The sequence below is a fragment of the Kitasatospora arboriphila genome, from assembly GCF_039528095.1.
Lineage (GTDB): Bacteria > Actinomycetota > Actinomycetes > Streptomycetales > Streptomycetaceae > Kitasatospora > Kitasatospora arboriphila.
In genome coordinates, this window is record NZ_BAAALD010000066.1 from 1 (window position 1) to 24875 (window position 24875).

Here is a 24875-nt window from a genome sequence, read left to right on the forward strand (position 1 = left end):
CCTCTGGCGCGTCACCACCTGGGGCATCGGCTCCCGCATCGACAAGATCACCGGCGCGGTCGCCGGTGCGGTCGCCGGCGGAGCGAAGAACGCGGGCAGGAGCGCGGGCGGGAGCGCACGCAGCAAGGCGGACGCGAACTAGGTCCCCGCCCGTCGGAGCGGGTGCGGGGCACCACCGGCGGGGCGAGCATGGGGCTGGGTCACGCAGGGTGCCCGCTCGCGGAGGGAGCCGGTGTGGCAGCGTCTCAGCAGCCGGGGATGCGGGCCAGGGCGGCCGAGAAGGCCAGGTCGCTCAAGGCGGTACCCGACCGCGTGCCGCTGATCGGCCGCGCACTGCACCAGGTCGTCCGGGTCAATCTGCTGGACTGCGCCACCCGTCTGGCCGCACAGGCCTTCCTGAGTGCGCTGCCCGCGCTGATGGCACTGGCGGTGTTCGCCCCGGCCTCGATCAAGGAGGGCGTGGTCTCCTCGCTCCGCGATCAGCTCGGCCTGAAGGGGGCGGCGCAGCAGCAGGTGGCGCAGTTCCTGGACACCGGGCACGACGACGAGGTCTCGCAGAGCTTCGGCGCGGTGGGCGTGATCATCACCCTGTTGTCGGCGACCGCGCTGAGCCGCGCCGTGCAGCGGGTGTGCGAACGCTGCTGGGAGCTGCCGAAGGCCTCGCACCGGATCACCGCCTGGCGCTGGCTTACCTGGCTGCTGGTGTGGCTGGTCGTGCTGGTGTTCCAGCACGCGCTGCACGACGGCTTCGGCGCGGGCCTGTGGCTGGGCATCCCGCTGACCTTCGCGATGGACGCCGCGCTCTGGTGGTGGACGCAGCGCCTGCTGCTCGCCGGGCGGATCGCCTGGCGGCTGCTGCTGCCGGGCGCGCTGCTGTGCGGGGTGGCCGTGGTGGGGGTGAACGCGGCGGCCGCGGTGTACCTGCCGCACGCGGTGACGCAGAGCGTCAGCCGGTTCGGCCCGTACGGGGTGGTGTTCACGCTGCTGTCCTGGCTGATCGTGATGTTCACCGCGGTGACGTTCGCGATCGCGCTGGGCCGGGTGCTGACGCAGGAACCGGGGGTGGCGGCGCTGCTGGGCGTCGAGCCGACCGCCCCGCCGGGGTCCCTGGCGGGCACCGGGACGGCGGGAGCACCGGCGGCCCCGGTGGGCCCGGAGGCCGCGGCAGCGCCGGCAGGCACGGGGTCGGCCGGGTCGGCCGGAGGGGCCGGAGGAGCCGGCACGGCGGGGACGAAGGGAACGGCGGGAACGGCGGGAACGGCCGGAGGCGGACCGGGGGCGGCAGGGGAACAGAACGGCGGCTCCCCGCCGGGCTCCGCGGCGGGCCCGGCCCCCGGTTGAGGTACCGGACACGGCGAGGCCCCGCCGTTCCCGCCGCGAGGGCGGGGACGGCGGGGCCTCGGTTCCGGTCCGCGGTTGTCCGATCCGCAGGTGTCAGAGGATGCGGGTCAGCCTCGACAGGATGGACGGCGGGGCCAGGTCGCCCTGCAGGGTGACGGGCACCTCGATCCGGCCCTCGCCCTCGCCCGCGGAGAGGGTGCCGACCTGGGTGCCGGCCTTCACGGTGTGGCCGAGCTTGGTGGCGTCCAGGGTCAGCGTGGCGGTGATGCCCGACCAGCCGGCGACGGTGAGGTCCTTGGCCGCGACGATCGGCACCGAGCCGCCGAGGCCGTCCTCGACCCGGCCGACGGCCTGGCCCTGCTTGGCGAGGGTCTCGCCCTGGAGGCCCTTCTGCACCGACTTGATGATCTTCAGGCTGGGTGCCTGGGCGACCTTGGCCAGGTCGACGCCGGCGACGGCCGGCTGACGCAGGGTGACGCCGATGATCGTCCGCTTGGTGCCGCCGATCTCCTTGACCGCGGCCCACATCAGCGCGGACTGCGCCGCGGTGGAGGAGCCCGTCTTCACGCCGATGACGCTGCCGCGCTCGGTGAAGACCAGGTCGTTGGTGTTCGGGATGCGCACGTTGTTGTACCGCATCTCCGGCTCGGCGACGATCTGCCGGAAGACGTCGTCCTGCATGGCCTTCTCGGCCAGCTTGAGCTGGTCGGTCGCGGTGCTCTTGGTGTCGTCGTTGTAACCGGCCGGGTCGGCGTAGGTGGTGCTGCCCATGCCGAGCTTGGCGGCCTCGGCGTTCATCTTGGCGACGAAGGCCTCCTCCGAGCCGGCGTCCCACCGCGCCAGCAGCCGGGCGACGTTGTTGGCCGAGGGCAGCATCAGCAGCTCCAGCGCCTGGTACTGGCTGAGCTCCTGTCCCTCGGTCAGCTGGGCGCGCGACTGGTCCGTGTCGGTGGACTCGGTGGCGGCCGCCTTGTCGACCTTGATCTTCGGGCCGCTCTCGCCCTTCTTGAGCGGGTGCGCCTTGAGGATCAGGTAGGCGTTCATCACCTTGGTGACGCTGGCGATGGACACCGGCGTCTGCTCGCCGGAGCTGCCGACGGTGCCGACCCCGATCACCGCGGCGGCGGACTGGCCCTTGGCCGGCCAGTCCACGGCGAGCTGGTCGCCCTGGAAGGTGAAACCGGTGGGCAGGCCGAGCTTGGTCTCCGGGTCCGGGAGCGGGCGCAGCAGCTGGACGACCACCAGGATGCCGAGCACGAAGGCGAGGAAGACGCTCCAGATCGCCGTCCGCTTGGCGGCGCGGCGCAGCGGGCTGGCCGGGCGGGCGCTGAGGGTGGCGAGCACCTCCATCGCCTCGATGGTGTTCTCCGGCAGCGGGACGGGCGCCGGCACGGGGGCCGGGTCCGGCACGGGCAGCGGAGGCGGCGGCGGGGGCGGGGTCGGCCGGGACTCCGGACGCGGCGGGGCGGGGCGGGGCTCCGGCTCGGCCGCAGGGGCCGGGGCCGGGCTGCCGGTCGGCTTGCGGGTGTCCTTGAGGGCGGCACCGGCCACCTCGCGGCTGTCCCGCATGGCCAGGCGCGGGTCGGTGGACTTCGCCGAGGGCTTGTCGGGGTCCTCGGCCGAGGCGGCGGGAGAGGCGCCGGCGGGCGTACGGGCCTCGGGAGGGAGGCGGAGCGCGCGGGTCGCGTTGTCGACGGGGAGGCGCAGCGCGCGGGTCGCGTTGTCGACGGGGGCGGCGGCCTCCGGGCCCTTCGCGGGCTCCTTCCCGCTCTCGCCATCCGCCGCACCGGCGTCGGTACCGGCCTCGGTGTCGGTGTCGCCGTCGCCGTCAGTGCCGGTGCCGGTGTCCTTGTCGGCGGCCGGGGCAGCGGGCTTCGCGGCGGCGGTCTTCTCGCCGGCGGTCTTCTCGCCGGCGGCCGGCGCCGACGGGGCGTCGACGGCCTTGCGGGCCTCGGCGGGGAGCCGGAGCGCGGTGGTGGCGTCCGGGGCGGGCGTCGCCGCGGACGCCTTCCCGGCAGCGCTCTTCTCCGCACCGTTCTTCTCCACGCCGTTCTTGTCGGCGCCGCTCTTGTCGGCACCGCTCTTGTCGGCACCGTTCCTCTCCGCGCCGCTCTTCTCGGCGGGCTTGCGGGTCGCGTCGGCGGGGAGCCTCAGCATGGTGGTCACGTCGCTCGGCGGCTGGTCACCGGCCTCGGCAACCTCGGCGGCCTTGGCGGACCCGGCGGCGGGGGCGGCAGGGGCGGCGGCCTTCCGGACCTCCGGGGGGAGGCGCAGTGCGGTGGTGGCGTTGTCCACCGGCAGCCGGAGCGTGGTGGTGGCCTTGTCCCCGGCCGGGAGGCGGAGGTGGACGGTGGAGCCGCCCGCAGCGGCCGCCGCGACGGCGACCTCCTCGTCGGAGTCGGAGTCGGCACCGGAGTCGGTGTCGCTGTCCGCGTCGGCGTCCCCGTCACCGTCCCCGTCCGCGTCGTCGGCGGACGCGCCGGTGTCCTCTGCTTCCCCGTCGGACACTGCGTCGCCCTCGGACGCTGCGTCAGCGTCCTCGTCCTCCGGCCGGTCGGCCGTGGCGTCACCGGCGTCCGGCTCCGCAGCCTCCGGCTCGGTGGTGGCCGCGGGCTCGGTCCGGTCCGCGGACTCGGGAGCCTTCGCCGACTCGGTGCTGCGCACCGGTACGGTCTCCTCCTTCATCGCCGAACCCTCGGCCGCCCCGTCGCGCCGCCCTGTGTCGGGGGACTCGCCCACTGACCCTCTCCTCCTCGTCCGCCCGGCGGACCGGCTGCCCGCCTCGGCCGGCGGGCCGAGGGCCGCGCCGATCCTTCATTTTTTCCTACGGGTTCTCGTCCCGTCGGGATGTCTGTACAGTCTCCGCCACCGGTGGCGCGTCAGTCGCGCACACCCCGCCCGACCGGCCGTTTTTCTGCCCGCCCGGGCCCGTCCCCGGCTCAGACGCCGGGCCGCGGGGGACCGGTTCCAGCCTGCCGTGCCAAGGTCACGATTCGGAGGCGTACTCGACAAGCCTGTGTGAGAGGCGTCACGCTGTCTTCCATCCACGCGGGGAGGCTTGGATGGGCAGGAGCCGCAGAACAATTCCCGAGGAGCTGTTGCTGCTCGCACTGGACCCGGCCACGGGTACCACTGCGCAGCCCCAGACCCTCGACCTCGGACTCGCCGGGGCGCAGCTGGTCGAGCTGTCCCTGGCCGGACGCATCGCCCCGGACGGGGACCGGATCGCCGTGGTTCTCGCACGGCCGACCGGTGATCCGACCCTCGACCACGCCCTGGAACTGCTGCGACGGCGCGGCAGTGCGGTCCGGGCGTCGCACTGGATCGGCGGGCCCCGGTTGGGCCTGCGGCAGACGTACCTGGCGCACCTGGAGCGCTGCGGCATGGTGACCGCGGTGCCGGGCCAGATGTGCGGAGTGCTGCCGACGACGCGTTACCAGGCGGCGGACGACTGCACCAACGCCGCGATCAAGCAGCGCCTGGACACCGCGATCCGCACCGGCGTGCCGCCGGACCCGCGGACGGCCGCACTGGCCGCGCTGGCGCACGCGGTGGGTCTGGGCAAGCACCTCTATCCCGGCAACGAGGGCCGCTCCTCGCGGTCCCGGCTGCGGGACCTGATCCGCTACGACCCGCTCGGCGGGATGGTGGCGCACGCGGTGATGGACGTGCAGAACGGTCTGCCGACCCAGCAGAACCGCGGTGCGGCCCCGGCGGCTGGCGGGCGTCCTGTGCCGGCGAGGCCGGCCGCGGGCGGGCACCCGGTCGCCACCCGGGTGGGCGCGCGTTGATCGGCACGCGCCGTAGGTGAGTGTGTGAAGGGCGGCCCGTCCGGCAGGAAGACTGCCGGACGGGCCGCCCTTCCGCGTGTCACCCGCCGTCCGGGCGTTCGGGGCGCCGTGGCGGGGTAGGAGTGCGGACACCGCGCCGAGGCGGGCTTTTACCGCGCGCGGCGACCAAGTGCAAGGCATGCCATCCCGATTACACACTTTTCCGATGATCTGTTCTAGTCCGCTGGGAGGATTCGCCCGCATGGAGCAGAGACAAGATGGCATGCTCTCCACGTCAGGGGGGGTTGGTACCAATTTCCACACTGTTCCGAGGCGCAGCGCTGCCGTCTGTGCCAGAGGTCCGGCCGGAGGTCGATGTGTCCGCCAGCGTCAATCCCACCGTGCGCCGCCGCAGGCTCGGCGCCGAACTCCGGCGCCTGCGCGAGCTCAAGGGCATGACCGCGGAGGAGGTGGCGGGCCGCCTGATGGTCTCCCAGTCGAAGATCAGCCGACTGGAGAACGGTCGGCGCAGCATCAGCCAACGTGACGTCAGGGACCTGTGCGACGTGTACGAGGTGGCCGACGAGCGGGTCCGCGCCGGGCTGATGGAGATGGCCCGCGAGTCCCGCCAGCGCGGCTGGTGGCACGAGTTCGGCGACATCCCGTACAGCGTCTACATCGGCCTGGAGGCGGAGGCCTCCTCGATCCGGGCGTACGAGTCCTCGTTCGTGCCGGGGCTGCTGCAGACCCGGGAGTACGCGGCGGCCGTGGTCGCCGGCACCTTCCCGGACTACGACGCCCAGGCGGTGCAGCGCCGGGTCGAGGTCCGGATGAAGCGTCAGCTGCGGATAGACGGCGACAGCGAGGACCGGCTCGGCAGCCTGTGGGTCGTCATAGACGAGGCGGTGCTGCGCCGCGAGGTCGGCAGCCGGGCGGTCATGGCGGACCAGCTGTGCCAGCTGCTGGCGCTCAGCGAGCGGCCGTACATCAACCTGCAGGTGATCCCGTTCAGCCACGGGGCGCATCCGGGCATGAGCGGCACATTCTCCCTGATGGAGTTCCCCGAGTCTGCCGATTCGACCGTTGTCTACTTCGAAGGGGTGACGAGCGATCTCTACCTGGAGAAGGAGGCCGACGTGCGCCGCTATACCAATCTGTACGACCACCTGCGGGCCGCGGCGCTCAGTGTCGCGGACAGTCGGTCACTGATGCACACCATTGCAGAGGGGTTCAAGCAATGACCACCACGTCCACGACCAATCTGACCTGGCGCAAGAGCAGCCACAGCGGCGGCAACGGCGCCTGTGTGGAGATCGCCGTCCCGGACACCCGCTCGATCGCGGTACGCGACTCCAAGGACCCGGAGGGCCCCCGACTGGAGTTCTCGAACGCCGCCTGGGCCGCCTTCACCACGGCCGTCGCGGCGGGTGCCTTCGGCGAGGTCTGACGGCACCGCCGCGACGCGCTACCCGGCGGTCCTCACCCGACCGGGTAGCGCTCCGCCCAGCCCGCGGTGCCGTGCAGTTCGGGCCCGTGCACCAGTTCCAGCGCGAAGTCGTCCGCCATTTCCAGGATCGTGCCGCGTCCCTCCAGCTCCGCCACCAGATCGGCGGGCAGCGCCGTCTCCCCGTGCAGCGCGCCCAGCAGGTTCCCGCAGATCGATCCGGTGGAGTCGCTGTCGCCGGAGTGGTTGACGGCCAGCAGCAGCCCGGACCGCACGTCCTCCGCCACCAGCGCGCAGTAGACGCCGATGGCCAGTGCCTCCTCCGCGACCCAGCCCTCGCCGAGCGCCTCGACCCGCTCCGCGGTGGGCTCGCCGGCCCGGACGGCGTCCAGGGCGGCCCGCAGGGCCGCGGTGGTCTCCTCGTGCGAGGGCCGCTCGGAGAGCAGCGCCAGTGCGAGGTGCACGCCCTCCTCCGGCGTGCCGCCGCGGGCCACCGTGTGGACGATCACCGCGAAGGCGCCGGCCGCCAGGTAGCCGGTCGGGTGGCCGTGCGTCAGGACGGAGCACTCCACCGCGAGCTGGAAGACCAGGCCCGGGTCCCAGGCGGTCAGCAGGCCGAACGGCGCCGCCCGCATGACCGTGCCGCAGCCCTTGGAGTGCGGGTTGCGGGGCGCCTCGACGGTGCCCAGCTGCTCGGCGTCGGGCCCGGAGAGCCCGGTGAGGCAGGCCTGGCCGGGCGCCCGCTGGGCGTAGAGCCACTCCTGGCGGCCCAGCCAGCCGAGGTCGGCCCGGCGCTCGTCCGGGCCCCAGTCCTGCTGGGTGGCGTACCAGCGCCGGTAGGCCTTGTGGACGTCGGTCGGCGGGTGCCAGGTGCCGGCGTCCCGGCCGATGTGCGCGCGGATCAGGCCGTCCAGGGTGAACAGGCTCATCTGGGTGTCGTCGGTGACCGCGCCGCGCCGCCCGTACGCGGGCACGTAGCCGGTCACGCCGAGCGGTCCGTGCGCGGAGCGGATCTTCTCCAGCGAGTCGAACTCGATCCCGGCCCCGAGCGCGTCGCCGACCGCCCCGCCGAGCAGGCAGCCCCGGACCCGGCTGCGGAAGTCCTGCTGCTGCGCACGTGACCACAGGGGCATCACGGGTCTTCGCCTTTCGTCCGGGGCGGGCCAGCGGCCGCGGCGGGCCAGGAGCCTGCACTGTATTCGAAGAACCGTACGGGCAGGCGTCGGGGTGGCGGACCTCCACGCCGCCGGCACGCGCCGCTTCCGGCCGTCCCGCGGCCGCGCACGGTCCTGCCGCGCGCCGCCGCGGACGGGCTACGACCGGGGGCCGATCCGACCCTGAGACCGCCTCAGGGTCGGGTGCGACGACGGGCGTACCCGGATCCAGCCCTGCGGGGCGATGCCCGGACGGCCCGCAGCGCCTCTAATGGAAGGGCAAGCAAGCGACGACTCGGAGGGGTTGAACGAGATGGCGGAGCAGGAGCAGGGGGCGCCGAACCGGTCCGGCCGCAGGACGCTGGTGCGGGTGGCCGTCCCGGTCGCGGTGGTGGCGGCGGTGGCCGCCGGTGTCGGCCTGGTGCCGGCGCTGGCCAGCGACTCCGGCCCGAACCTGCCGTCGGTGACGGCGGAGCAGCTGGTGGCGAAGGCGCTGGGTTCGGACACCGAGGCGCTCTCCGGCACCGTCCAGATGAAGGCCGACCTGGGGGTCCCGTCCCAGCTGCTCGGCGCGGCGGGCGGGTTCGCGCAGGGCGCGGGCGGCTCCGGTGCGCCCGGCGGTTCCTCGGGTTCCGGCGGCGCGCAGCCGCAGGCGAAGCTGGCGGAGCTGCTGGCCGGCCAGCACACCCTGCAGGTCGCGGTGGACGGCCCGGACCGGCAGCGGATCGGCCTGGTGGAGGACCTGGCCGGATACGAGCTGGTGCACAACGGCACGGACGTCTGGGCGTGGGACAGCTCCTCCAACGAGGCCGTGCACCTGAAGGCCCCGCAGGGCGCCGCCGGGAAGCGGTCCGAGCGGCCGTCGGTGGCTCCGGTGACCCCGCAGGACGCGGCGAAGCAGTTCCTGGCCTTCGCCTCGGGCAGCACGACGGTCGCGGTGGACGGCACCATGACGGTCGCCGGCCGGGACGCGTACCGGCTGACGCTGACCCCGAAGGGGCAGGGCTCGACGATCGCCCGGGTGCGGATCGCGGTGGACGCGGAGCACGGGGTGCCGCTCTCGGTGCAGGCGACGGCCGCCTCCGGCGGTCCGGTGCTGGACGTGCACTACAGCAAGGTGTCGTTCGACCGGCCGGCCGCCTCGGTCTTCGCCTTCACCCCGCCGAAGGGCGCGAAGGTGACGGAGCACCGGGCCGACGACGTGCCGGCCGGGCACGGCCTGCCGGGCGGCACGTCGCTCGGCAAGCCGTCCGGGAAGCCGGCCGGCGGCGCGCCGGACGTGCAGGTGACGGGCGAGGGCTGGACGACCGTGGTGTCGACCCGGCTGCCGCTCGACGAGGTGTCCGGGCAGGGCGGCGGCCACGGCGCCAAGGGCGGGCCGCAGGGCGCGCTGTCCATGGTGAAGGCGTTCGGCAAGCCGGTCGGCGGCGGCACGCTGATCGGCACCAAGGTGGTGAACGTCCTGGTGACGGACGACGGCCGGGTGTTCGCCGGTGCGGTGACGCTGCCGGTGCTGCAGCACGCGGCCGGGGTGAAGTAACCGTGGCCGGCGCCCCTTCTGCGGAGCGGTCGGGCCCGGCGGAGCGGTCGGGGGGTCGGGCCTTCGCGGGCCCGGCCCCCGCCGGCGCGTCCGGGGACGTGATCCGCACCCGCGGCCTGACCAAGCGGTTCGGCGACCGGACGGCGGTGGACGGGCTGGACCTGGTGGTGCCGCGCGGCAGCGTGTTCGGCTTCCTCGGCCCGAACGGCTCCGGCAAGACGACGACGATCCGGATGCTGATGGGCCTGATCGCGCCGTCGGCGGGGTCGGCGTCGGTGCTGGGGGCGCCGATGCCGCAGTCGGTCGGCGCGGTGCTGCCCCGGGTGGGGGCGCTGATCGAGGGCCCGGCGCTGTACGGGTTCCTGTCCGGGCGGGCCAACCTGGTGCGCTTCGACGCGGCCGATCCGACCGCCGATCCGCGGACGAGGGAGCAGCGGGTGGCCTCCGCGCTGGAGCGGGTCGGGCTGTCGGCCGCGGCGGGCCGCAAGGCGCGCGGCTACTCGCTGGGGATGAAGCAGCGGCTCGGGCTGGCGGCGGCGCTGCTGCGGCCGCGGGAGCTGCTGGTGCTGGACGAGCCGACCAACGGCCTGGACCCGCAGGGCATGCGGGAGATCCGCGCGCTGGTGCGGGAGCTGGCGGCGGACGGCACGACGGTGTTCCTCTCCTCGCACCTGCTGGACGAGATCGAGCAGGTCTGCACGCACGCCGCGGTGATGTCGCGCGGCCGGCTGGTGGTGCAGGGCACGGTGGCCGAGCTGGCCGCCCGGGCGCAGGGCCGCCTGGTCGTGCGGACGGCCGACGTCGAGGAGGCCGTCCGGGTGCTGAAGGAGCACGGGGTGACGGACCTGCGGCCGGCCGACGGGTCGGTGGACGGTCTCCCGCCGGAGGGCGAGGACGCGCTGCCGGCGGTGTGCGCGGCCCTCGTCGGTGCGGGGGTGCGGGTGCGCGGCTTCGCGGTGGAGCGGGGCACGCTGGAGGACGCCTTCGTGGCGCTGACCGGGGAGGGTTTCGATGTCGCGGGCTGAGACGGTGCCGCAGGGTGCCGCGGTGGCGGCGGGCCGGCCCCGGGCGGGAGCGGCGGGGTACGCGGCGCTGTTCACCAGTGAGCTGGTGATGACCTTCCGCCGGGCGCGGACGATCGCGATGCTGGGCATCCTGGCGGCGCTGCCGGTGCTGATCGGCGTCGTGGTGCGGGTGCACACCGGCGGCAGCCGCGGCGAGGGGCCGGCGTTCGTCGCCCAGGTGACCCAGAACGGGCTTTTCCTGGTCTTTACGGCCTTGGCCGTCACTTTGCCCGTCTTCCTGCCGATGACGGTGGGCGTGGTGGCGGGGGACGCGATCGCCGGCGAGGCGGCCACCGGGACGCTGCGCTACCTGCTGGTCGCGCCGGCCGGGCGGACGCGGCTGCTGGCGGCGAAGTTCACCGCGGCGCTGGTGTTCTGCCTGGCGGCCACCGGGGTGGTGGCCCTGTCGGCGCTGGCCACCGGGGCGGCGCTGTTCCCGCTGGGCGAGGTGACGCTGCTGTCCGGGGACGCGATCGGGGTCGGCGAGGCGCTGCTGCGGGCGGTGCTGGTGGCCGGGGTGGTCGCGCTGTCGCTGGCCGGGCTGGTGGCGGTCGGCCTGTTCGTGTCGACGCTGACGGGCAGTGGCATCGCCGCGATGGCGACCACGGTGGTGCTGGTCATCACGGTGCAGATCCTGGACAGCTTCCCGCAGTTGCACGCGGTGCAGCCGTTCCTGTTCACCCACCGGTGGCTGAGCTTCTCGGACCTGCTGCGCGAGCGCATGTACTGGGACGGCGTGCTGGAGAACCTGGGGCTGCAGGCGGTCTACGTGGCGGTGTTCGGCTCGGCGGCGTGGGCGCGCTTCACCGGACGGGACATCACGGTCTGATCCGGCCGGCCCGGCCGGATCGGGGCCGACGGACCGTCAGCGGACGGGGACCATCCGGGAGGCGGCGGCCGCGCAGGCCAGCACCGGCAGCTGGGCGGGGGCGATCAGGAAGAGCGGCGACCACTCGGGGCAGACCAGGCGGACGCCGGCGGTCAGGCCGTACAGCCGGGCGCGGTGGGAGCCCTTGAGGTCGACCCGGTCGAGCCGGTACGGGCCGTCGAGGGTTATCGCGGGGCGGCCGTGGCGCTGCCACTCGATGCGGACGGTGCCCCCGCTGGGGGTGCCGGTGACCAGCAGGTCGCCGCTCTCGGCGGCGTCGAGCTCCCGTCGGACGGCGGGCAGGCGCAGGGCTGCGCCGCGGGCGAGGAGGTCGTCGGCGGCGTCGCGCAGCGTCTGGGCGGCGCGTCCTGGACTCGTGGCGACACGGCGGAACGGCCGGGCGAGCTGCCCTGTGAGTTGACCCGTGAGGTGGACCATCACAACCCTCCTGTGGCCGTGCGGGCGCCCGCACAGAACGGGGTTTCCGTCGGCCGGCGGCGGTGGCACCCCGGACGTTAGCAGTCCGAGACCTGGGTTGAGGAGATCCGGCGGGGACTTCTTCACAGCGGGATTCCCGGTGCGAACGACCCCTGCGCGGAGCGCGTTCGGACGGTCTCAGCGGGTGACGGCCGAGGCCGTTCCGGGGGTGGTTCCGGGGGTCTCGGGGACGTCGTCCGCGGGCAGCGCGGCGGCTGCCGCGGCCGCTGCGGCGAGGGCGGCCCGGTCGGCCCGGATCCGGCGCAGCGCGTCGAAGGTGAGGACGGCGAGGGCGGCCCAGACGAGGGCGAAGCCGGCCCAGCGGGCGGGCGGCATCGACTCGTGGAAGACGGCGATCCCGATGAGGAACTGGAAGACCGGTGCGAGGTACTGCAGCAGGCCGAGGGTGGTGAGCGGGACGCGGACGGCGGCGGCGCCGAAGCACAGCAGCGGGACGGCGGTGATGAGGCCGCTGATCATGAGCAGCCCGGAGTGCGCCCAGGCGGAGCTGCCGTCGACGGCGTGGCCGAAGCTGCCCTCGCCTCGCACCTGCAGCCAGATCAGGAAGCCGAGGGCGAAGGGGAACATCGCGGCGCTCTCGAGCGCGAAGCCCTCCATGCCGCCGAGGGCGACCTTCTTCTTCAGCAGGCCGTAGGTGGCGAAGCTGAGGGCGAGGGTGAGGGCGATCCACGGGGGCCGGCCGTAGCCGACGGCGAGGACGACGACGGCGAGGACGCCGATCCCGACGGCGGCCCACTGGGCGCGGCGCAGCCGTTCGTGCAGCAGCAGGACGCCGAAGGCGATGGTGACGAGCGGGTTGATGAAGTAGCCGAGGCTGGTCTCGACGACGTGGCCGGAGTTGACGCCCCAGATGTAGACGCCCCAGTTGACGGAGACCACCGCGGCGGCCAGGCCGACCATGGCGAGGCGGCGGGGCTGGGCGAGCAGCGGGCGGATCCACGCCCAGCGGCGCTGGACGAGCAGCATCAGGAGCACGGCGACGAGCGACCAGACCATCCGGTTGGCGAGGATGTCGACGGCTCCGGCGGGCTCCAGCAGGGGCCAGAAGAGCGGGAAGAGGCCCCACATGCCGTAGGCGGCGGCGCCGTACCAGAATCCGCGGCCGGTGTCGTGCTCGTCCCTCATGCCGCTCCGTCCCTCACGCGCGCAAGTACCGGCTCGACGGTAGCGGCGGAAGCGGAAGATGTCACGCCCGTATCCACACTTTGGTCATGACAGTTGCCTTACGCACCCGGTTCCGGGCCGGGGTCTCCCCCGCGGTGGCCCGCGGGGTCGAGCGCGGCCAGCCCGTCGAGCACCCGTTGCAGGCCGAAGGCGTAGGCGTGGGCCGCGCTGGAGGCGGCGCCGTGGGCCTCGCCGGCCGCGGTGCCGATCCGGGCTGCGGTCGGGAAGCGCCCGGGGTCGAAGACCTTGGCGAGCAGGTCGGCGTTGCCGGCCCACCACTGCTCGTCGTTCATCGCGCTCTCCTGCTCGGCGGCCCGCTCGTCGGCGGCGGCCCGGGCGCAGCTGTGCACGAAGCCGAGCACGAAGGAGAGGGCGGCGTCCGTCTCGACGTCGCCGAGGCCGAGCCCTTCGAGGGCGCGCAGCTCGTACTCGTACTTGGCCATCAGGCCGGGGCCGAGCGGGGGGCGGCCGGTGGCGACCTCCGCGACCCAGGGGTGGGCGGCGAACAGGGCGGCGTTGTCGTCGGCGACGGCGGCCGTCCGGGCCCGCCAGCCGCCGTCGGCGGGGGTGCGGCGGGGCATGGCGGCATAGACGGTGTCGAGCATGAGGTCGAGGAGTTCGGCCTTGCCCGGCACGTAGGTGTAGAGCGCCATCGGGGAGAGGCCGAGCCGCTGGGCGACGGCCCGCATGGTGACGGCGGCGACGGCCTCGGCGTCGGCGAGGGCGATCGCGGCGGCGGCGATCTCGGGCACCGTCCTGGCCTGCCGGGGGCCGCGGCGGCCGGGCCGCTCCTCGCCCCCGCCCCAGAGCAGCGCGAGGGTGCGCGCCGGATCACCTGCACTGCTGCGGTCGCTCGACATGGCCGGAATTCTCCCACCGCCTTTCTCCGTACTATGTATAGTGTACGCGGTACGGAGAATGGGAGGCGCATGACTGCGTTCGACGGAGAGTTCGACGGCGGGGTCGACGGAGAGTTCGACCGACAGGTGCGGCGGCTGACCGCCCTGGGTTACCCGGCCCTGGCCGGGCTGCCAGAGGAGGGCTTCACCGCCCTGCTGGAGCCGCTGCGCGCGGCCGCCGGCCCCGGCGCGCCGCCGGAGGGCGGCCGGGTGCCGTTCGTCCTGGTGGTGACCAGGGAGGTGGTGCCGATCGAGGAGGTGGTGCCGCTGACCACGCTCGCCGGCCGCAAGCGCCCGGGGGTCGTGGACCGGCACTACCCCGAGGGCGACCTCGCCCGCTTCACCCCGACCGTGGCGCTGCCGAACGGCCGGGCCTACCTGCTGCTGGACGTCGACCGCGGCGAGGAGTTCTGCGGCGCCGTACCGCGGGACGCGATGGCCGTGGTCGCCGACCGCGGCCGCACCCCGCTGACGATCGAGGAGGGCCTCGCCCTGGTCGTCCAGTACCCGGAGCTGCTCGCCACCAACAAGTGCTTCTCGCTCGGCGCCTCGCGCTGCGGCGACCGCCGGGTGCCCGCGCTGTGGATCAGCAAGGGCGCTCCCAAGCTCGGCTGGTGCTGGGAGGGCAACCCGCACAGCTGGCTCGGCATGGCCTCCGCCGGCGGCCGGGCCTGAGGCCGGACGGGCGCACCGCGGGCCCCGGGGGTCACCCCCGGGGCCCGCGCCGACGTGCGATCAGACCACCGTCCAGGTGTCGTGGCCGGTGATCAGGGCGCCCAGGTCGCCGGGGCCGCGGTCGGCGGCGGCCCGCTCCAGCTGTTCGGCCATCAGGTCGTCGTAGACCGGCCGCTCGACGGAGCGCAGCACCCCGATCGGGGTGTGGTGCAGGGTGTCGGCGTCGGCGAGCCGGGTGAGGGCGAAGGCGGTGGCGGGGCCGGGGGTGTGCGCGTCGTGGACGAGCACCTCGGCCTCGTTCTCCGGGGTGACGGTGCGGACGGCGAGTTCGCCGTCGGGGCCGCGGAAGACGCCCTGGTCGGTGCCGAAGCGGATCGGCCGGCCGTGTTCGAGGCGGATCAGCGCCTCGTCGCGGGTGCCGGGCTCCTTGAGGACCTCGAAGGCGCCGTCGTTGAAGATGTTGCAGTTCTGGTAGATCTCCACCAGGGCGGTGCCCTGGTGCTCGGCGGCGGCGCGCAGCACGGACTGCAGGTGCTGGCGGTCGGAGTCGATGGTGCGGGCGACGAAGGTGGCCTCGGCGCCGATCGCCAGCGAGAGCGGGTTGAACGGCGCGTCCAGGGAGCCCATCGGCGTGGACTTGGTGATCTTCCCGACCTCGCTGGTGGGCGAGTACTGGCCCTTGGTGAGGCCGTAGATCCGGTTGTTGAACAGCAGGATCTTCAGGTTGACGTTGCGCCGCAGGGCGTGGATCAGGTGGTTGCCGCCGATGGAGAGCGCGTCGCCGTCGCCGGTGACCACCCAGACGCTGAGGTCGCGCCGGGAGGTGGCGAGGCCGGTGGCGATCGCCGGCGCTCTGCCGTGGATGGAGTGCATCCCGTAGGTGTTCATGTAGTACGGGAAGCGTGAGGAGCAGCCGATGCCGGAGACGAAGACGGTGTTCTCGCGGCGGATGCCGAGTTCGGGCATGAAGGACTGGACGGCGGCGAGGATCGCGTAGTCGCCGCAGCCGGGGCACCAGCGGACTTCCTGGTCGGTCTTGAAGTCCTTGGCGCTCTGCGGGCCGTCGGCCTTGGGCACCAGGGAGAGCGATCGGAATTCGGTCATCGCTGGTCCTCCGCGTCGAGGGTGCCGATCGCCGCGTGCAGCACATCGGCCAACTGGGCGGCCTTGAAAGGAAGTCCGCGGACCTGGTTGTAGGACTGGGCGTCCACGAGGTACTTGGCGCGCAGCAGCAGGGCGAGCTGGCCGAGGTTCATCTCGGGGACGATGACCTTGTCGTATCCGCGCAGCACCTGGCCCAGGTTGGCCGGGAAGGGGTTGAGGTGGCGCAGGTGGGCCTGGGCGATGCGGCCGCCGTCGGCGCGGACCCGGCGCACGGCGGCGGTGATCGGCCCGTAGGTGGAGCCCCAGCCGAGGACGAGGACGCGGGCGTCGCCGTGCGGGTCGTCGACGTCCAGCGGCGGGACCTCGATGCCGTCGACCTTGGCCTGCCGGGTGCGGACCATGAAGTCGTGGTTGGCCGGGTCGTAGGAGATGTTGCCGGTGCCGTCCTGCTTCTCGATGCCGCCGATCCGGTGCTCCAGGCCGGGGGTGCCGGGCACCGCCCAGGGGCGGGCCAGGGTGCGCGGGTCGCGCTTGTAGGGCCAGAAGGCGCGGCTGCCGTCGGGCAGTTCGTGGTTCGGCTCGGTGGCGAAGTCGACGGCGAGGTCGGGCAGTTCGTCGACGGCGGGGATGCGCCAGGGTTCGGAGCCGTTGGCGAGGTAGCCGTCGGAGAGCAGGAAGACCGGGGTGCGGTAGGTCAGCGCGATCCGGGCCGCCTCCAGGACGGCGGCGAAGCACTCGGCGGGGGTGGCGGGCGCGACGACGGGCACGGGTGCCTCGCCGTTGCGGCCGAACATCGCCTGCAGCAGGTCGGCCTGCTCGGTCTTGGTGGGCAGGCCGGTGGACGGGCCGCCGCGCTGGATGTCCACGACCAGCAGCGGCAGTTCGAGGGAGACGGCCAGGCCGATGGTCTCCGACTTGAGGGCGACGCCGGGGCCGGAGGTGGTGGTGACGCCGAGCGCGCCGCCGAAGGCCGCGCCGAGGGCGGCGCCGATGCCGGCGATCTCGTCCTCGGCCTGGAAGGTCCGCACGCCGAAGTTCTTGTGCTTGGACAGCTCGTGCAGGATGTCCGAGGCCGGCGTGATCGGGTAGGACCCGAGGAACAGCGGCAGGCCCGAGCGTGTCGAGGCCGCGATCAGGCCGTAGGAGAGCGCCAGGTTGCCGGAGATGTTGCGGTAGGTGCCCGAGGGCAGTGCGGCCGGGGCGATCTCGTAGGAGACCGCGAAGTCCTCGGTGGTCTCGCCGAAGTTCCAGCCGGCGCGGAAGGCCAGGATGTTGGCCTCGGCGATGTCCGGCTTCTTGGCGAACTTCTGCCGCAGGAAGGTCTCGGTGCCGTTGGTCGGGCGGTGGTACATCCAGGAGAGCAGGCCGAGCGCGAACATGTTCTTGGCGCGTTCGGCGTCCTTGCGGGCCAGGCCGCTCTCCTTGAGCGCCTCCAGCGTCAGGGTGGTCAGCGGCACCTTGTGCAGCCGGAAGGCGTCCAGCGAGCCGTCGGCGAGCGGGTCGGCGGCGTAGCCGACCTTCGCCAGGGCGCGCTTGGTGAACTCGTCGGTGTTGACGATGATCTCGGCGCCGTGCGGCAGGTCGGGCAGGTTGGCCTTCAGCGCGGCCGGGTTCATCGCCACCAGCACGTTGGGGGCGTCGCCGGGGGTCAGGATGTCGTGGTCGGCGAAGTGCAGTTGGAAGCTGGAGACGCCCGGCAGGGTGCCGGCGGGTGCCCGGATCTCGGCCGGGAAGTTCGGCAGGGTGGAGAGGTCGTTGCCGAAGGACGCCGTCTCCGAGGTGAAGCGGTCCCCGGTGAGCTGCATGCCGTCGCCGGAGTCCCCGGCGAACCGGATGATCACCCGGTCGAGCCGCTGGGTGGGCTTGACGGGACGCCCCTGCCTGGCCGAAGGAGGCGCCGAGCCGGCCCGGCCCTCGCCCCCGTCCGAGCCGTCCACTGCCTCTGACTGATCGACCTGACTGGTCACTGCCGCGGACCTCCTCGTGGGCGCCAGCCGCGGGCGTGAGCCGTGTGCCCCGTCCGCCTGGTGCACCACTCGCATCCTAAGGCGGACGGGGATCACCGGACCGGAACTCGGGCACGTGAAGTCGCTCGATGCGCCATCTTCGATCGACGGGCAACCGGGAGCGGACGGGTGCGGTCAGGAGTTCAGGTAGGTGAGCACCGCGAGCACCCGGCGGTGGTCCTCGGGGCTCTGGCCGAGGCCGAGCTTGAGGAAGATGTTGCTGACGTGCTTCTCCACCGCGCCGTCCGAGACCACCAGCTTCCGGGCGATCGCCGCGTTGGTGCGGCCCTCGGCCATCAGCCCGAGCACCTCCCGCTCGCGCGGCGTGAGGCCCTCCAGGACGTCCCCGCGTCGGCTGCGGATGAGCAGCTGCTGGACGACCTCCGGGTCGAGCGCGGTGCCGCCGCCGGCCACCCGGACGACCGCGTCCACGAACTCTCGGACGTCGGCGACCCGGTCCTTCAGCAGGTAGCCCACGCCGCGGGTGGAGCCGGCCAGCAGCTCGCCGGCGTACTGCTCCTCCACGTACTGCGACAGCACCAGCACACCGAGCCCGGGGTGGAGCCCGCGCAGGGTGACGCAGGCGCGCACGCCCTCGTCGGTGTGGGTGGGGGGCATCCGGACGTCGGCCACGACCACGTCCGGCAGCGCGTCGGCCTGCGCGAGGTCGTGGACGGTCTTCAGCAGCGCCTCACCGTCGCCGACACCGGCGACCACCTCCAGCCCCCGGTCGGTGAGCAGCCTGGTGAGGCCCTCCCGCAGCAGGACGGAGTCCTCGGCGATCACGACGCGCAGCATTGGTGACGAGCCCCCTTCGACACGGCGGGCCGCCCCCGTGACCGGCCCGGTCCCACCCGAAACTCACATGGTACGGATCGCCACCGCGTCGCAGAGCCCCTGCAGGGCCGCCTTGGCCGGGCACTCCGGCAGCGGGTCGAGCAGCGCGCGGGCCTCCTCGGCGTACCGCAGGGTCTCCCGGCGGGCGCGCTCCAGGGCGGGGTGGCGGCGCAGCAGGCGCAGTGCCTCGCCGTGCAGCTCGTCGTCCTCGGCGAGGTCGCGGTCCAGGAGCTCACGCAGCCGCAGGTCGGCGGGGTCGTCCTCGCCCACCGGGGTCTGCTTCAGCAGCAGCACCGGCAGGGTGGGGACGCCCTCGCGCAGGTCGGTGCCCGGGGTCTTGCCGGACTCGTGGCTGTCGCTGGCGATGTCGAGCACGTCGTCGGCGAGCTGGAAGGCGGTGCCCATGCGCTCGCCGTACTGGGTGAGGATGTCGACCATCCACGGCTCGGCGCCGGACATCAGGGCGCCGAAGCGGCAGGAGACGGCGACCAGCGAGCCGGTCTTGCCGGCGATGACGTCCAGGTAGTGCTGCAGCGGGTCGTCGGCCGGGCGGGGGCCGGCGGTCTCCAGGATCTGGCCGGTGACGAGGCGCTCGAAGGCGTCGGCCTGGATCCGGACGGCCTCCGGGCCGAGGTCGGCGAGGACCTGGGAGGCGCGGGAGAAGAGGAAGTCGCCGGTGAGGATGGCGACCGAGTTGTCCCAGCGGGAGTTGGCGCTGGGGGCGCCGCGGCGGACGGGGGCCTCGTCCATGACGTCGTCGTGGTAGAGCGTGGCGAGGTGGGTGAGCTCGACGACGACCGCGGCCGGCACCACGCCGGGCGCGTACGGGTCGCCGAACTGGGCGGCGAGCATGACCAGCAGCGGGCGGAAGCGCTTGCCGCCGGCCTCGATGAGGTGGCTGGCGGTGACGGTGATGAACGGAACCTCGCTCTTCACCGCCTCGGCGAGCGCGGTCTCGACCGCGTCCATCCCGGTCTGGACGTCACGGGTCAGATCGCGGTCCTGCACGCTCAGCCCGAAGGGCCCCACGACGGTCACGAAGACCACTCCTGTCCCTGGTCGTTCCAGCGGCCTGGTCCCCCTGGTCGCCGCCTCTGCGCGTACTGCTGCACGCACTAGGCAGCGTATCCGGTCACGAGTGGATCACAGCACGGGCATGTCCCCAAGCAGCGCGTCGGGGTGCTCGGGAGGGCCGTCCGGAAGACCGTTCGGGCGCCCGGACGGACGCGGGCGGGCACGGACACGCCCGGCCCCCGCCGAGCGGCGGGGGCCGGGCGTCGTTGCCGGGCGGAGCGGCCGGGTGGCCTAGCGGACGAAGAGCGAGGCCTTCGACGCCAGGTCGAGGAAGTACTGCGGCAGCAGGCCGAGGCCGAGGGTGACCAGCACGCCGAAGCCGATGGCGGTGGCGGTGAGCGGGCTGGGCACGGCCACCGAGGGGCCGTGGGGCTGTGGGTCGGAGAAGAACATCAGCACGATGACGCGGATGTAGAAGAACGCCGCGACGGCCGAGCTGAGCACGCCGACGATCACCAGTGGGGTGGCGCCGCCGGCCGCCGCGGCCTGGAAGACCGCGAACTTGCCGGTGAAGCCGCTGGTCAGCGGGATGCCGGCGAAGGCCAGCAGGAACAGTGCGAAGACCGCCGCGACCAGCGGGGAGCGCCGGCCGAGGCCGGCCCAGCTGGACAGGTGGGTGGCCTCGCCCTTGGAGTCCCGCACCAGGGTGACCACGGCGAAGGCGCCGAGCGTCACGAAGGAGTAGGCGAGCAGGTAGAAGAGGACGGCGCTCAGGCCCTGCCGGTTGGTGGCGATCACGCCGGTGAGGATGAAGCCGGCGTGGGCGATCGAGGAGTAGGCGAGCAGCCGCTTCACGTCCTGCTGGGTGACCGCCAGGATCGCGCCCGCCACCATGGTGAGGATGGCGACGCCCCACATGACCGGCCGCCAGTCCCACTTCAGGCCGGGGAAGGCCACGTAGAAGAGGCGCAGGAACGCACCGAAGGCGGCGGTCTTGGTGGCCGCGGCCATGAAGCCGGTGACCGGGGTCGGGGCGCCCTGGTAGACGTCCGGGGTCCAGGCGTGGAACGGCACGGCGCCGACCTTGAACAGCAGGCCGACGGAGAGCATGGCCAGGCCGATCAGCAGCAGCGCGTCGTTCTGGGTGGTGACGGCGAGCGCCGGGGTGACCGGGGCGACCCCGGAGACCACGTCGGCGATGTCGCCGAGCTGGACGCTGCCCGCGTAGCCGTACAGCAGGGCGGTGCCGAAGAGGAAGAACGCCGAGGCGAACGCGCCGAGCAGGAAGTACTTGAGCGCCGCCTCCTGGGAGAGCAGCCGGCGCCGCCGGGCGAGGCCGCACAGCAGGTAGAGCGGGAGGGAGAGCACCTCCAGCGCCACGAACATGGTCAGCAGGTCGTTGGCGGCGGGGAAGAGCAGCATGCCGCCGACGGCGAAGAGGGTGAGCGGGAAGACCTCGGTGGTGGTGAAGCCGGCCCGGGTGGCCTCGCGCTCCTGGTCGCCGCCGGGGACGGCGGCGCCCTGGGCGGTGAAGGAGTCGACGCCGTGCCCGTTGAGGCGCGGCTCCAGCCGGCGCTCGGCGTAGGTGAGGACGGCCATCACCGCGGTCAGCAGGATGACGCCCTGCAGGAAGAGCGCCGGGCCGTCGATCGCGACGGAGCCCATCGCGAGCAGGCCGGCCTGCGTGGTCGCGTGGCCCTGGGCGGCCAGCACGACCACCGCGGCGAAGGCGCCGACGAGGCCGAGCAGCGAGACGCCGATCTGGACGCCGTAGCGGGCCCGGCGCGGCACGAAGGCCTCGGCGAGGATGCCCACGACCGCGGCGGCGAAGACGATCAGCATCGGGGAGAGCTGGCCGTACTCGATGTGCGGGGCGGGGATGCTCGCGCTGTTGCCGCCCGCGGCGGCGAGCCACAGGGTGGGGCTCATTCGTGCTCACCTCCGGTGGTGGCGGCGACCGGGTGGGCCGGTGCCGGGTCGGTCTGGTGGACCTGGGAGAGCGTGGCGTCCACGGCCGGGTTCACCATGTCGGTGAGCGGCTTGGGGTACACGCCGAGCAGCAGGGTGAGCGCCACCAGCGGTGCCACGACGGCGAGTTCGCGGACCTTGAGGTCCGGCATGCCCTCCATCCGGGGCTTCACCGGGCCGGTCATGGTGCGCTGGTACAGCAACAGGGCGTACAGCGCGGCCAGCACGATGCCGAAGGTGGCGGCGATGCCGATGGCCGGGTACCGGCTGAACGTGCCGACCAGCACCAGGAACTCGCTGACGAACGGCGCCATGCCGGGCAGCGACAGGGTGGCGAGTCCGCCGATCAGGAAGGTGCCGGCGAGCACCGGGGCGACCTTCTGCACGCCGCCGTAGTCGGCGATCAGGCGCGAGCCGCGGCGGGAGATCAGGAAGCCCGCGACGAGCATCCACGCGGCGGTGGAGATGCCGTGGTTGACCATGTAGAGGGTGGCGCCGGTCTGGCCCTGGCTGGTCAGCGCGAAGATGCCCATGATGATGAAGCCGAAGTGCGAGATGGAGGCGTAGGCCACCAGCCGCTTGATGTCCTTCTGGCCGATGGCCACCAGGGCGCCGTAGACGATGCCGATCAGCGAGAGCACCAGGATCGCCGGGGCGAAGGTCTTGGAGGCGTCGGGGAAGAGGCCGAGGCAGTACCGCAGCATCGCGAAGGTGCCGACCTTGTCGACGACCGCGGTGATCAGGACGGCCGTTCCGGCGGTGGACTCGCCCATCGCGTTCGGCAGCCAGGTGTGCAGCGGCCAGAGCGGCGCCTTCACCGCGAAGGCGAAGAAGAAGCCGAGGAAGAGCGCCTTCTCCGCGGTCGGGTCGATCGCCAGCTTGCCGTCGGCGATCGCGTTGGTGAGCGTCGGCAGGTCGAAGGTGGCGAGGTCCTGGTCGGCGGCGACGACGTACAGCCCGATCACCGCGGCCAGCATGACCAGGCCGCCGAGCAGGTTGTACAGCAGGAACTTCACCGCGGCGTAGGAGCGCTGCCTCCCGGCGTCGGGCCCGCCCGCCCGGTCGCCGAAGCCGCCGATCAGGAAGTACATCGGGATCAGCATGGCTTCGAAGAAGACGTAGAAGACGAAGACGTCGGTGGCCAGGAAGGACACCAGCACCATCGCCTCGACGGCCAGGATCAGGGCGAAGAAGCCCTGGGTGCGGCGCTTGGCCTCGAAGCTGCCCTCGGGGGCGGGGGCAGGGTCCGCGTCGTGCCAGGAGGCGAGCATCACCAGCGGCACCAGGACGGCGGTGAGCAGGACGAGGACGGCGCCGATGCCGTCCACGCCGAGCGAGAAGGAGATGCCGAAGGAGCGGATCCAGCTGTGGGACTCGGTCAGCTGGTAGCGGGGGGCGCCCGGTTCGAACCGGGCGGCGACGACGGCGGTCAGCGCGAGGGTGGCCGCCGAGACGGCCAGGGCCACGGCCTTGGTGGTGCGCCGGCGGGCCTCGCTGTTGCCCGCCGGCAGCGCGGCGGTGACCACCGCGCCCGCGGCGGGCACGGCACAGGTCGCGGTCAGCAGGTAGCTCATGGCCGGCCTCCCCGCAGAGCCTCAGCAGTCATGGTGTGACCTTCCATCAGACCGACCTCATGAGCAGGGTGGTGGCGACCAGCACGAGCGTGCCGCCGAACATGGAGAGCGCGTACGTGCGGACGTAGCCCGTCTGCACCCGCCGCAGCCGGCTGGAGACGCCGCCGATGGCGGCGGCGAGGCCGTTGACGAAGCCGTCCAGGCCGCGGCTGTCGAACCAGACCAGGGTCGCGGCGAGCGCCGAGCCGGGACGGACCAGGACGGCGTGGTTGAAGTCGTCCTGGAGCAGGTCGCGGCGGGCGGCCCGGGTGAGCGCGGAGCCCACCGGCGGGGTGACCGGGATCCGGCTGCGGCCGTACATCGCGTAGGCCAGGCCGACGCCGGCCAGCATGCAGACGGTGGTGAGCGCGGTGACGGCGGCCGCCGGGATCGGCGGGTGGCCCTCCTCGAAACCGGTGACCGGCTCCAGCCACTTCAGGAAGGCGTCGCCGTAGGTGAACAGCGCACCGGCGAAGACCGAGCCGACCGCGAGGACCACCATCGGCAGCGTCATGACCTTGGGCGACTCGTGCGGGTGCGGCTCTTCGCCGGTCTCCGGGTCGGCCTGCCAGCGCTTCTCGCCGAAGAAGGTCATCATCATCACGCGGGTCATGTAGAACGCGGTGACGGCCGCGCCGACCAGGGCGCACAGGCCGAGGATCCAGCCCTCCGTGCCGCCCTTGGAGAACGCCGCCTCGATGATCTTGTCCTTGGAGAAGAAGCCGGACAGACCGGGGAAGCCGATGATCGCCAGGTAGCCGAGGCCGAAGGTGGCGAAGGTGATCGGCATGTACTTCCGCAAGCCGCCGTAGTGGCGCATGTTCACCTCGTCGTTCATGCCGTGCATGACCGATCCGGCGCCGAGGAAGAGCCCGGCCTTGAAGAAGCCGTGGGTGACCAGGTGCATGATCGCGAAGACGTAGCCGATCGGGCCGAGGCCCGCGGCCAGCACCATGTAGCCGATCTGCGACATCGTCGAGCCGGCCAGCGCCTTCTTGATGTCGTCCTTGGCGCAACCGACGATCGCACCGAAGAGCAGGGTGACCGCGCCGACGACCGTCACCACGAGCTGGGCGTCGGGCGCCAGGTTGAAGATGTCCGCCGAGCGCACGATCAGGTAGACGCCGGCGGTCACCATGGTCGCCGCGTGGATCAGTGCGGAGACCGGGGTCGGGCCCTCCATGGCGTCGCCGAGCCAGGACTGCAGCGGCACCTGGGCGGACTTGCCGCACGCGGCGAGCAGCAGCATCAGCGCGATCGCGGTGAGCTTGCCCTCGCTCGCGCCGTCGGCGGCCCCGAAGACCGGGCCGAAGGCGAAGGAGCCGAACTCGACGAACATCAGCATGATCGCGATCGACAGGCCCATGTCGCCGACCCGGTTGACGATGAACGCCTTCTTGGCGGCCGTCGCCGCGCTCGGCTTGTGCTGCCAGAAGCCGATCAGCAGGTACGAGGCGAGGCCCACGCCCTCCCAGCCGACGTACAGCAGCAGGTAGTTGTCGGCCAGCACCAGCAGCAGCATGGCGGCCAGGAACAGGTTGAGGTAGCCGAAGAACCGGCGGCGGCGCTCGTCGTGCGCCATGTAGCCCGTCGAGTACACGTGGATCAGCGTGCCGACGCCGGTGATCAGCAGGACGAAGGTCATGGACAACTGGTCGAGCTGGAAGGCGACGTCGGCCTGGAAGCCGTTCACCGGGATCCAGCTGTAGAGGAATTCGCGGACGGGGCGCTGGTCGGTGGGCCGGCCGAGCATCTCGGCGAAGAGGACCAGGCCGATCACGAAGGACGCGGCCGCCGCGAGGGTGCCGAGCCAGTGGCCGAACCGGTCGAGCGCGCGCCCGCCGAGCAGCAGCAGGGCGGCGCCGGCCAGCGGGACCGCGACCAGCAGCGGAATGAGTGAGTTCACCGTGGGCCCT

The 24875-nt window shown here is 73.1% G+C and carries 20 protein-coding genes; 8 read left to right on the top strand and 12 right to left on the bottom strand.

Features of this window, described 5'->3' with window-relative positions; genetic code table 11:
- The first annotated feature begins 234 nt into the window (after positions 1 to 234).
- Entirely contained in the window at positions 235 to 1341 is a 1107-nt protein-coding gene (locus ABD353_RS27540; RefSeq protein ID WP_344626384.1) for a YhjD/YihY/BrkB family envelope integrity protein, read from the top strand.
- 93 nt (positions 1342 to 1434) lie between these two features.
- Here the strand turns inward: ABD353_RS27540 and ABD353_RS27545 are convergent, their stop codons facing one another.
- On the bottom strand, positions 1435 to 4080 hold the full coding sequence (locus ABD353_RS27545; protein WP_344626385.1) for a D-alanyl-D-alanine carboxypeptidase family protein: 2646 nt from the start codon (positions 4078 to 4080) through the stop codon (positions 1435 to 1437).
- Positions 4081 to 4403: 323 nt separating this feature from the next.
- On the opposite strand from ABD353_RS27545, the gene ABD353_RS27550 reads away from it, so the two are divergent.
- From ABD353_RS27550 to ABD353_RS27560, 3 genes are all read left to right on the top strand, one after another.
- Positions 4404 to 5132, top strand: coding sequence for a GOLPH3/VPS74 family protein (locus ABD353_RS27550; RefSeq protein WP_344626386.1), 729 nt, complete (start codon positions 4404 to 4406; stop codon positions 5130 to 5132).
- 356 nt (positions 5133 to 5488) lie between these two features.
- Positions 5489 to 6352, top strand: coding sequence for a helix-turn-helix domain-containing protein (locus ABD353_RS27555; protein ID WP_344626387.1), 864 nt, complete (start codon positions 5489 to 5491; stop codon positions 6350 to 6352).
- On the top strand, positions 6349 to 6558 hold the full coding sequence (locus ABD353_RS27560) for a DUF397 domain-containing protein (protein WP_344626388.1): 210 nt from the start codon (positions 6349 to 6351) through the stop codon (positions 6556 to 6558). Before ABD353_RS27555 ends, ABD353_RS27560 begins: the two co-directional genes overlap by 4 nt.
- Before the next feature lie 32 nt (positions 6559 to 6590).
- Here ABD353_RS27560 and ABD353_RS27565 read toward each other — a convergent pair whose 3' ends face one another.
- The gene (locus tag ABD353_RS27565; protein ID WP_344626419.1) at positions 6591 to 7688 is read right to left on the bottom strand and encodes an ADP-ribosylglycohydrolase family protein; all 1098 of its coding nucleotides are present in this window, start codon (positions 7686 to 7688) and stop codon (positions 6591 to 6593) included.
- Positions 7689 to 8022: 334 nt separating this feature from the next.
- On the opposite strand from ABD353_RS27565, the gene ABD353_RS27570 reads away from it, so the two are divergent.
- The 3 genes from ABD353_RS27570 to ABD353_RS27580 are packed head-to-tail and all read left to right on the top strand — an operon-like array spanning position 8023 to position 11142.
- Entirely contained in the window at positions 8023 to 9249 is a 1227-nt protein-coding gene (locus ABD353_RS27570; RefSeq protein WP_344626389.1) for a LolA family protein, read from the top strand.
- Between the two features lie 2 nt (positions 9250 to 9251).
- Positions 9252 to 10274 (top strand): ABC transporter ATP-binding protein, encoded by a 1023-nt coding sequence (locus ABD353_RS27575; RefSeq protein WP_425555262.1) that lies wholly within the window; start codon positions 9252 to 9254, stop codon positions 10272 to 10274.
- Positions 10261 to 11142 carry an ABC transporter permease gene (locus tag ABD353_RS27580; protein WP_344626391.1) on the top strand — a complete coding sequence of 294 codons (882 nt, stop codon included), beginning with the start codon at positions 10261 to 10263 and terminating at the stop codon, positions 11140 to 11142. Before ABD353_RS27575 ends, ABD353_RS27580 begins: the two co-directional genes overlap by 14 nt.
- Before the next feature lie 36 nt (positions 11143 to 11178).
- Here ABD353_RS27580 and ABD353_RS27585 read toward each other — a convergent pair whose 3' ends face one another.
- From ABD353_RS27585 to ABD353_RS27595, 3 genes are all read right to left on the bottom strand, one after another.
- Positions 11179 to 11619: a hypothetical protein gene (locus ABD353_RS27585; RefSeq protein ID WP_344626392.1), complete on the bottom strand. Its 441-nt coding sequence runs from the start codon at positions 11617 to 11619 to the stop codon at positions 11179 to 11181.
- Between the two features lie 177 nt (positions 11620 to 11796).
- A complete protein-coding gene (rarD, locus tag ABD353_RS27590; protein WP_344626393.1) occupies positions 11797 to 12804 on the bottom strand; it encodes an EamA family transporter RarD in 1008 nt (335 codons plus the stop codon).
- A gap of 98 nt (positions 12805 to 12902) precedes the next feature.
- Entirely contained in the window at positions 12903 to 13703 is an 801-nt protein-coding gene (locus tag ABD353_RS27595) for a TetR/AcrR family transcriptional regulator C-terminal domain-containing protein (RefSeq protein ID WP_344626394.1), read from the bottom strand.
- Positions 13704 to 13772: 69 nt separating this feature from the next.
- Between ABD353_RS27595 and ABD353_RS27600 the strand changes: the two genes are divergently transcribed.
- Entirely contained in the window at positions 13773 to 14417 is a 645-nt protein-coding gene (locus ABD353_RS27600; RefSeq protein WP_344626395.1) for a DUF5701 family protein, read from the top strand.
- 60 nt (positions 14418 to 14477) lie between these two features.
- Here the strand turns inward: ABD353_RS27600 and ABD353_RS27605 are convergent, their stop codons facing one another.
- The 7 genes from ABD353_RS27605 to nuoL form a co-directional block, all read right to left on the bottom strand.
- Positions 14478 to 15521: a 2-oxoacid:ferredoxin oxidoreductase subunit beta gene (locus ABD353_RS27605; protein WP_344626396.1), complete on the bottom strand. Its 1044-nt coding sequence runs from the start codon at positions 15519 to 15521 to the stop codon at positions 14478 to 14480.
- Positions 15518 to 17488 carry a 2-oxoacid:acceptor oxidoreductase subunit alpha gene (locus ABD353_RS27610; RefSeq protein WP_344626397.1) on the bottom strand — a complete coding sequence of 657 codons (1971 nt, stop codon included), beginning with the start codon at positions 17486 to 17488 and terminating at the stop codon, positions 15518 to 15520. Before ABD353_RS27610 ends, ABD353_RS27605 begins: the two co-directional genes overlap by 4 nt.
- 174 nt (positions 17489 to 17662) lie before the next feature.
- Positions 17663 to 18325 carry a LuxR C-terminal-related transcriptional regulator gene (locus ABD353_RS27615; RefSeq protein ID WP_344626398.1) on the bottom strand — a complete coding sequence of 221 codons (663 nt, stop codon included), beginning with the start codon at positions 18323 to 18325 and terminating at the stop codon, positions 17663 to 17665.
- A gap of 63 nt (positions 18326 to 18388) precedes the next feature.
- Positions 18389 to 19402, bottom strand: coding sequence for a polyprenyl synthetase family protein (locus ABD353_RS27620; RefSeq protein WP_344626399.1), 1014 nt, complete (start codon positions 19400 to 19402; stop codon positions 18389 to 18391).
- A gap of 267 nt (positions 19403 to 19669) precedes the next feature.
- Positions 19670 to 21307, bottom strand: a complete 1638-nt coding sequence (nuoN, locus tag ABD353_RS27625) for an NADH-quinone oxidoreductase subunit NuoN (RefSeq protein WP_344626400.1) — start codon at positions 21305 to 21307, stop codon at positions 19670 to 19672.
- Complete coding sequence (locus tag ABD353_RS27630; protein ID WP_344626401.1) at positions 21304 to 22920, bottom strand: NADH-quinone oxidoreductase subunit M; 1617 nt, start codon at positions 22918 to 22920, stop codon at positions 21304 to 21306. Before ABD353_RS27630 ends, nuoN begins: the two co-directional genes overlap by 4 nt.
- A 46-nt stretch (positions 22921 to 22966) precedes the next feature.
- Positions 22967 to 24865 (bottom strand): NADH-quinone oxidoreductase subunit L, encoded by a 1899-nt coding sequence (gene nuoL, locus ABD353_RS27635; RefSeq protein ID WP_344626402.1) that lies wholly within the window; start codon positions 24863 to 24865, stop codon positions 22967 to 22969.
- Between the last annotated feature and the right edge of the window lie 10 nt (positions 24866 to 24875).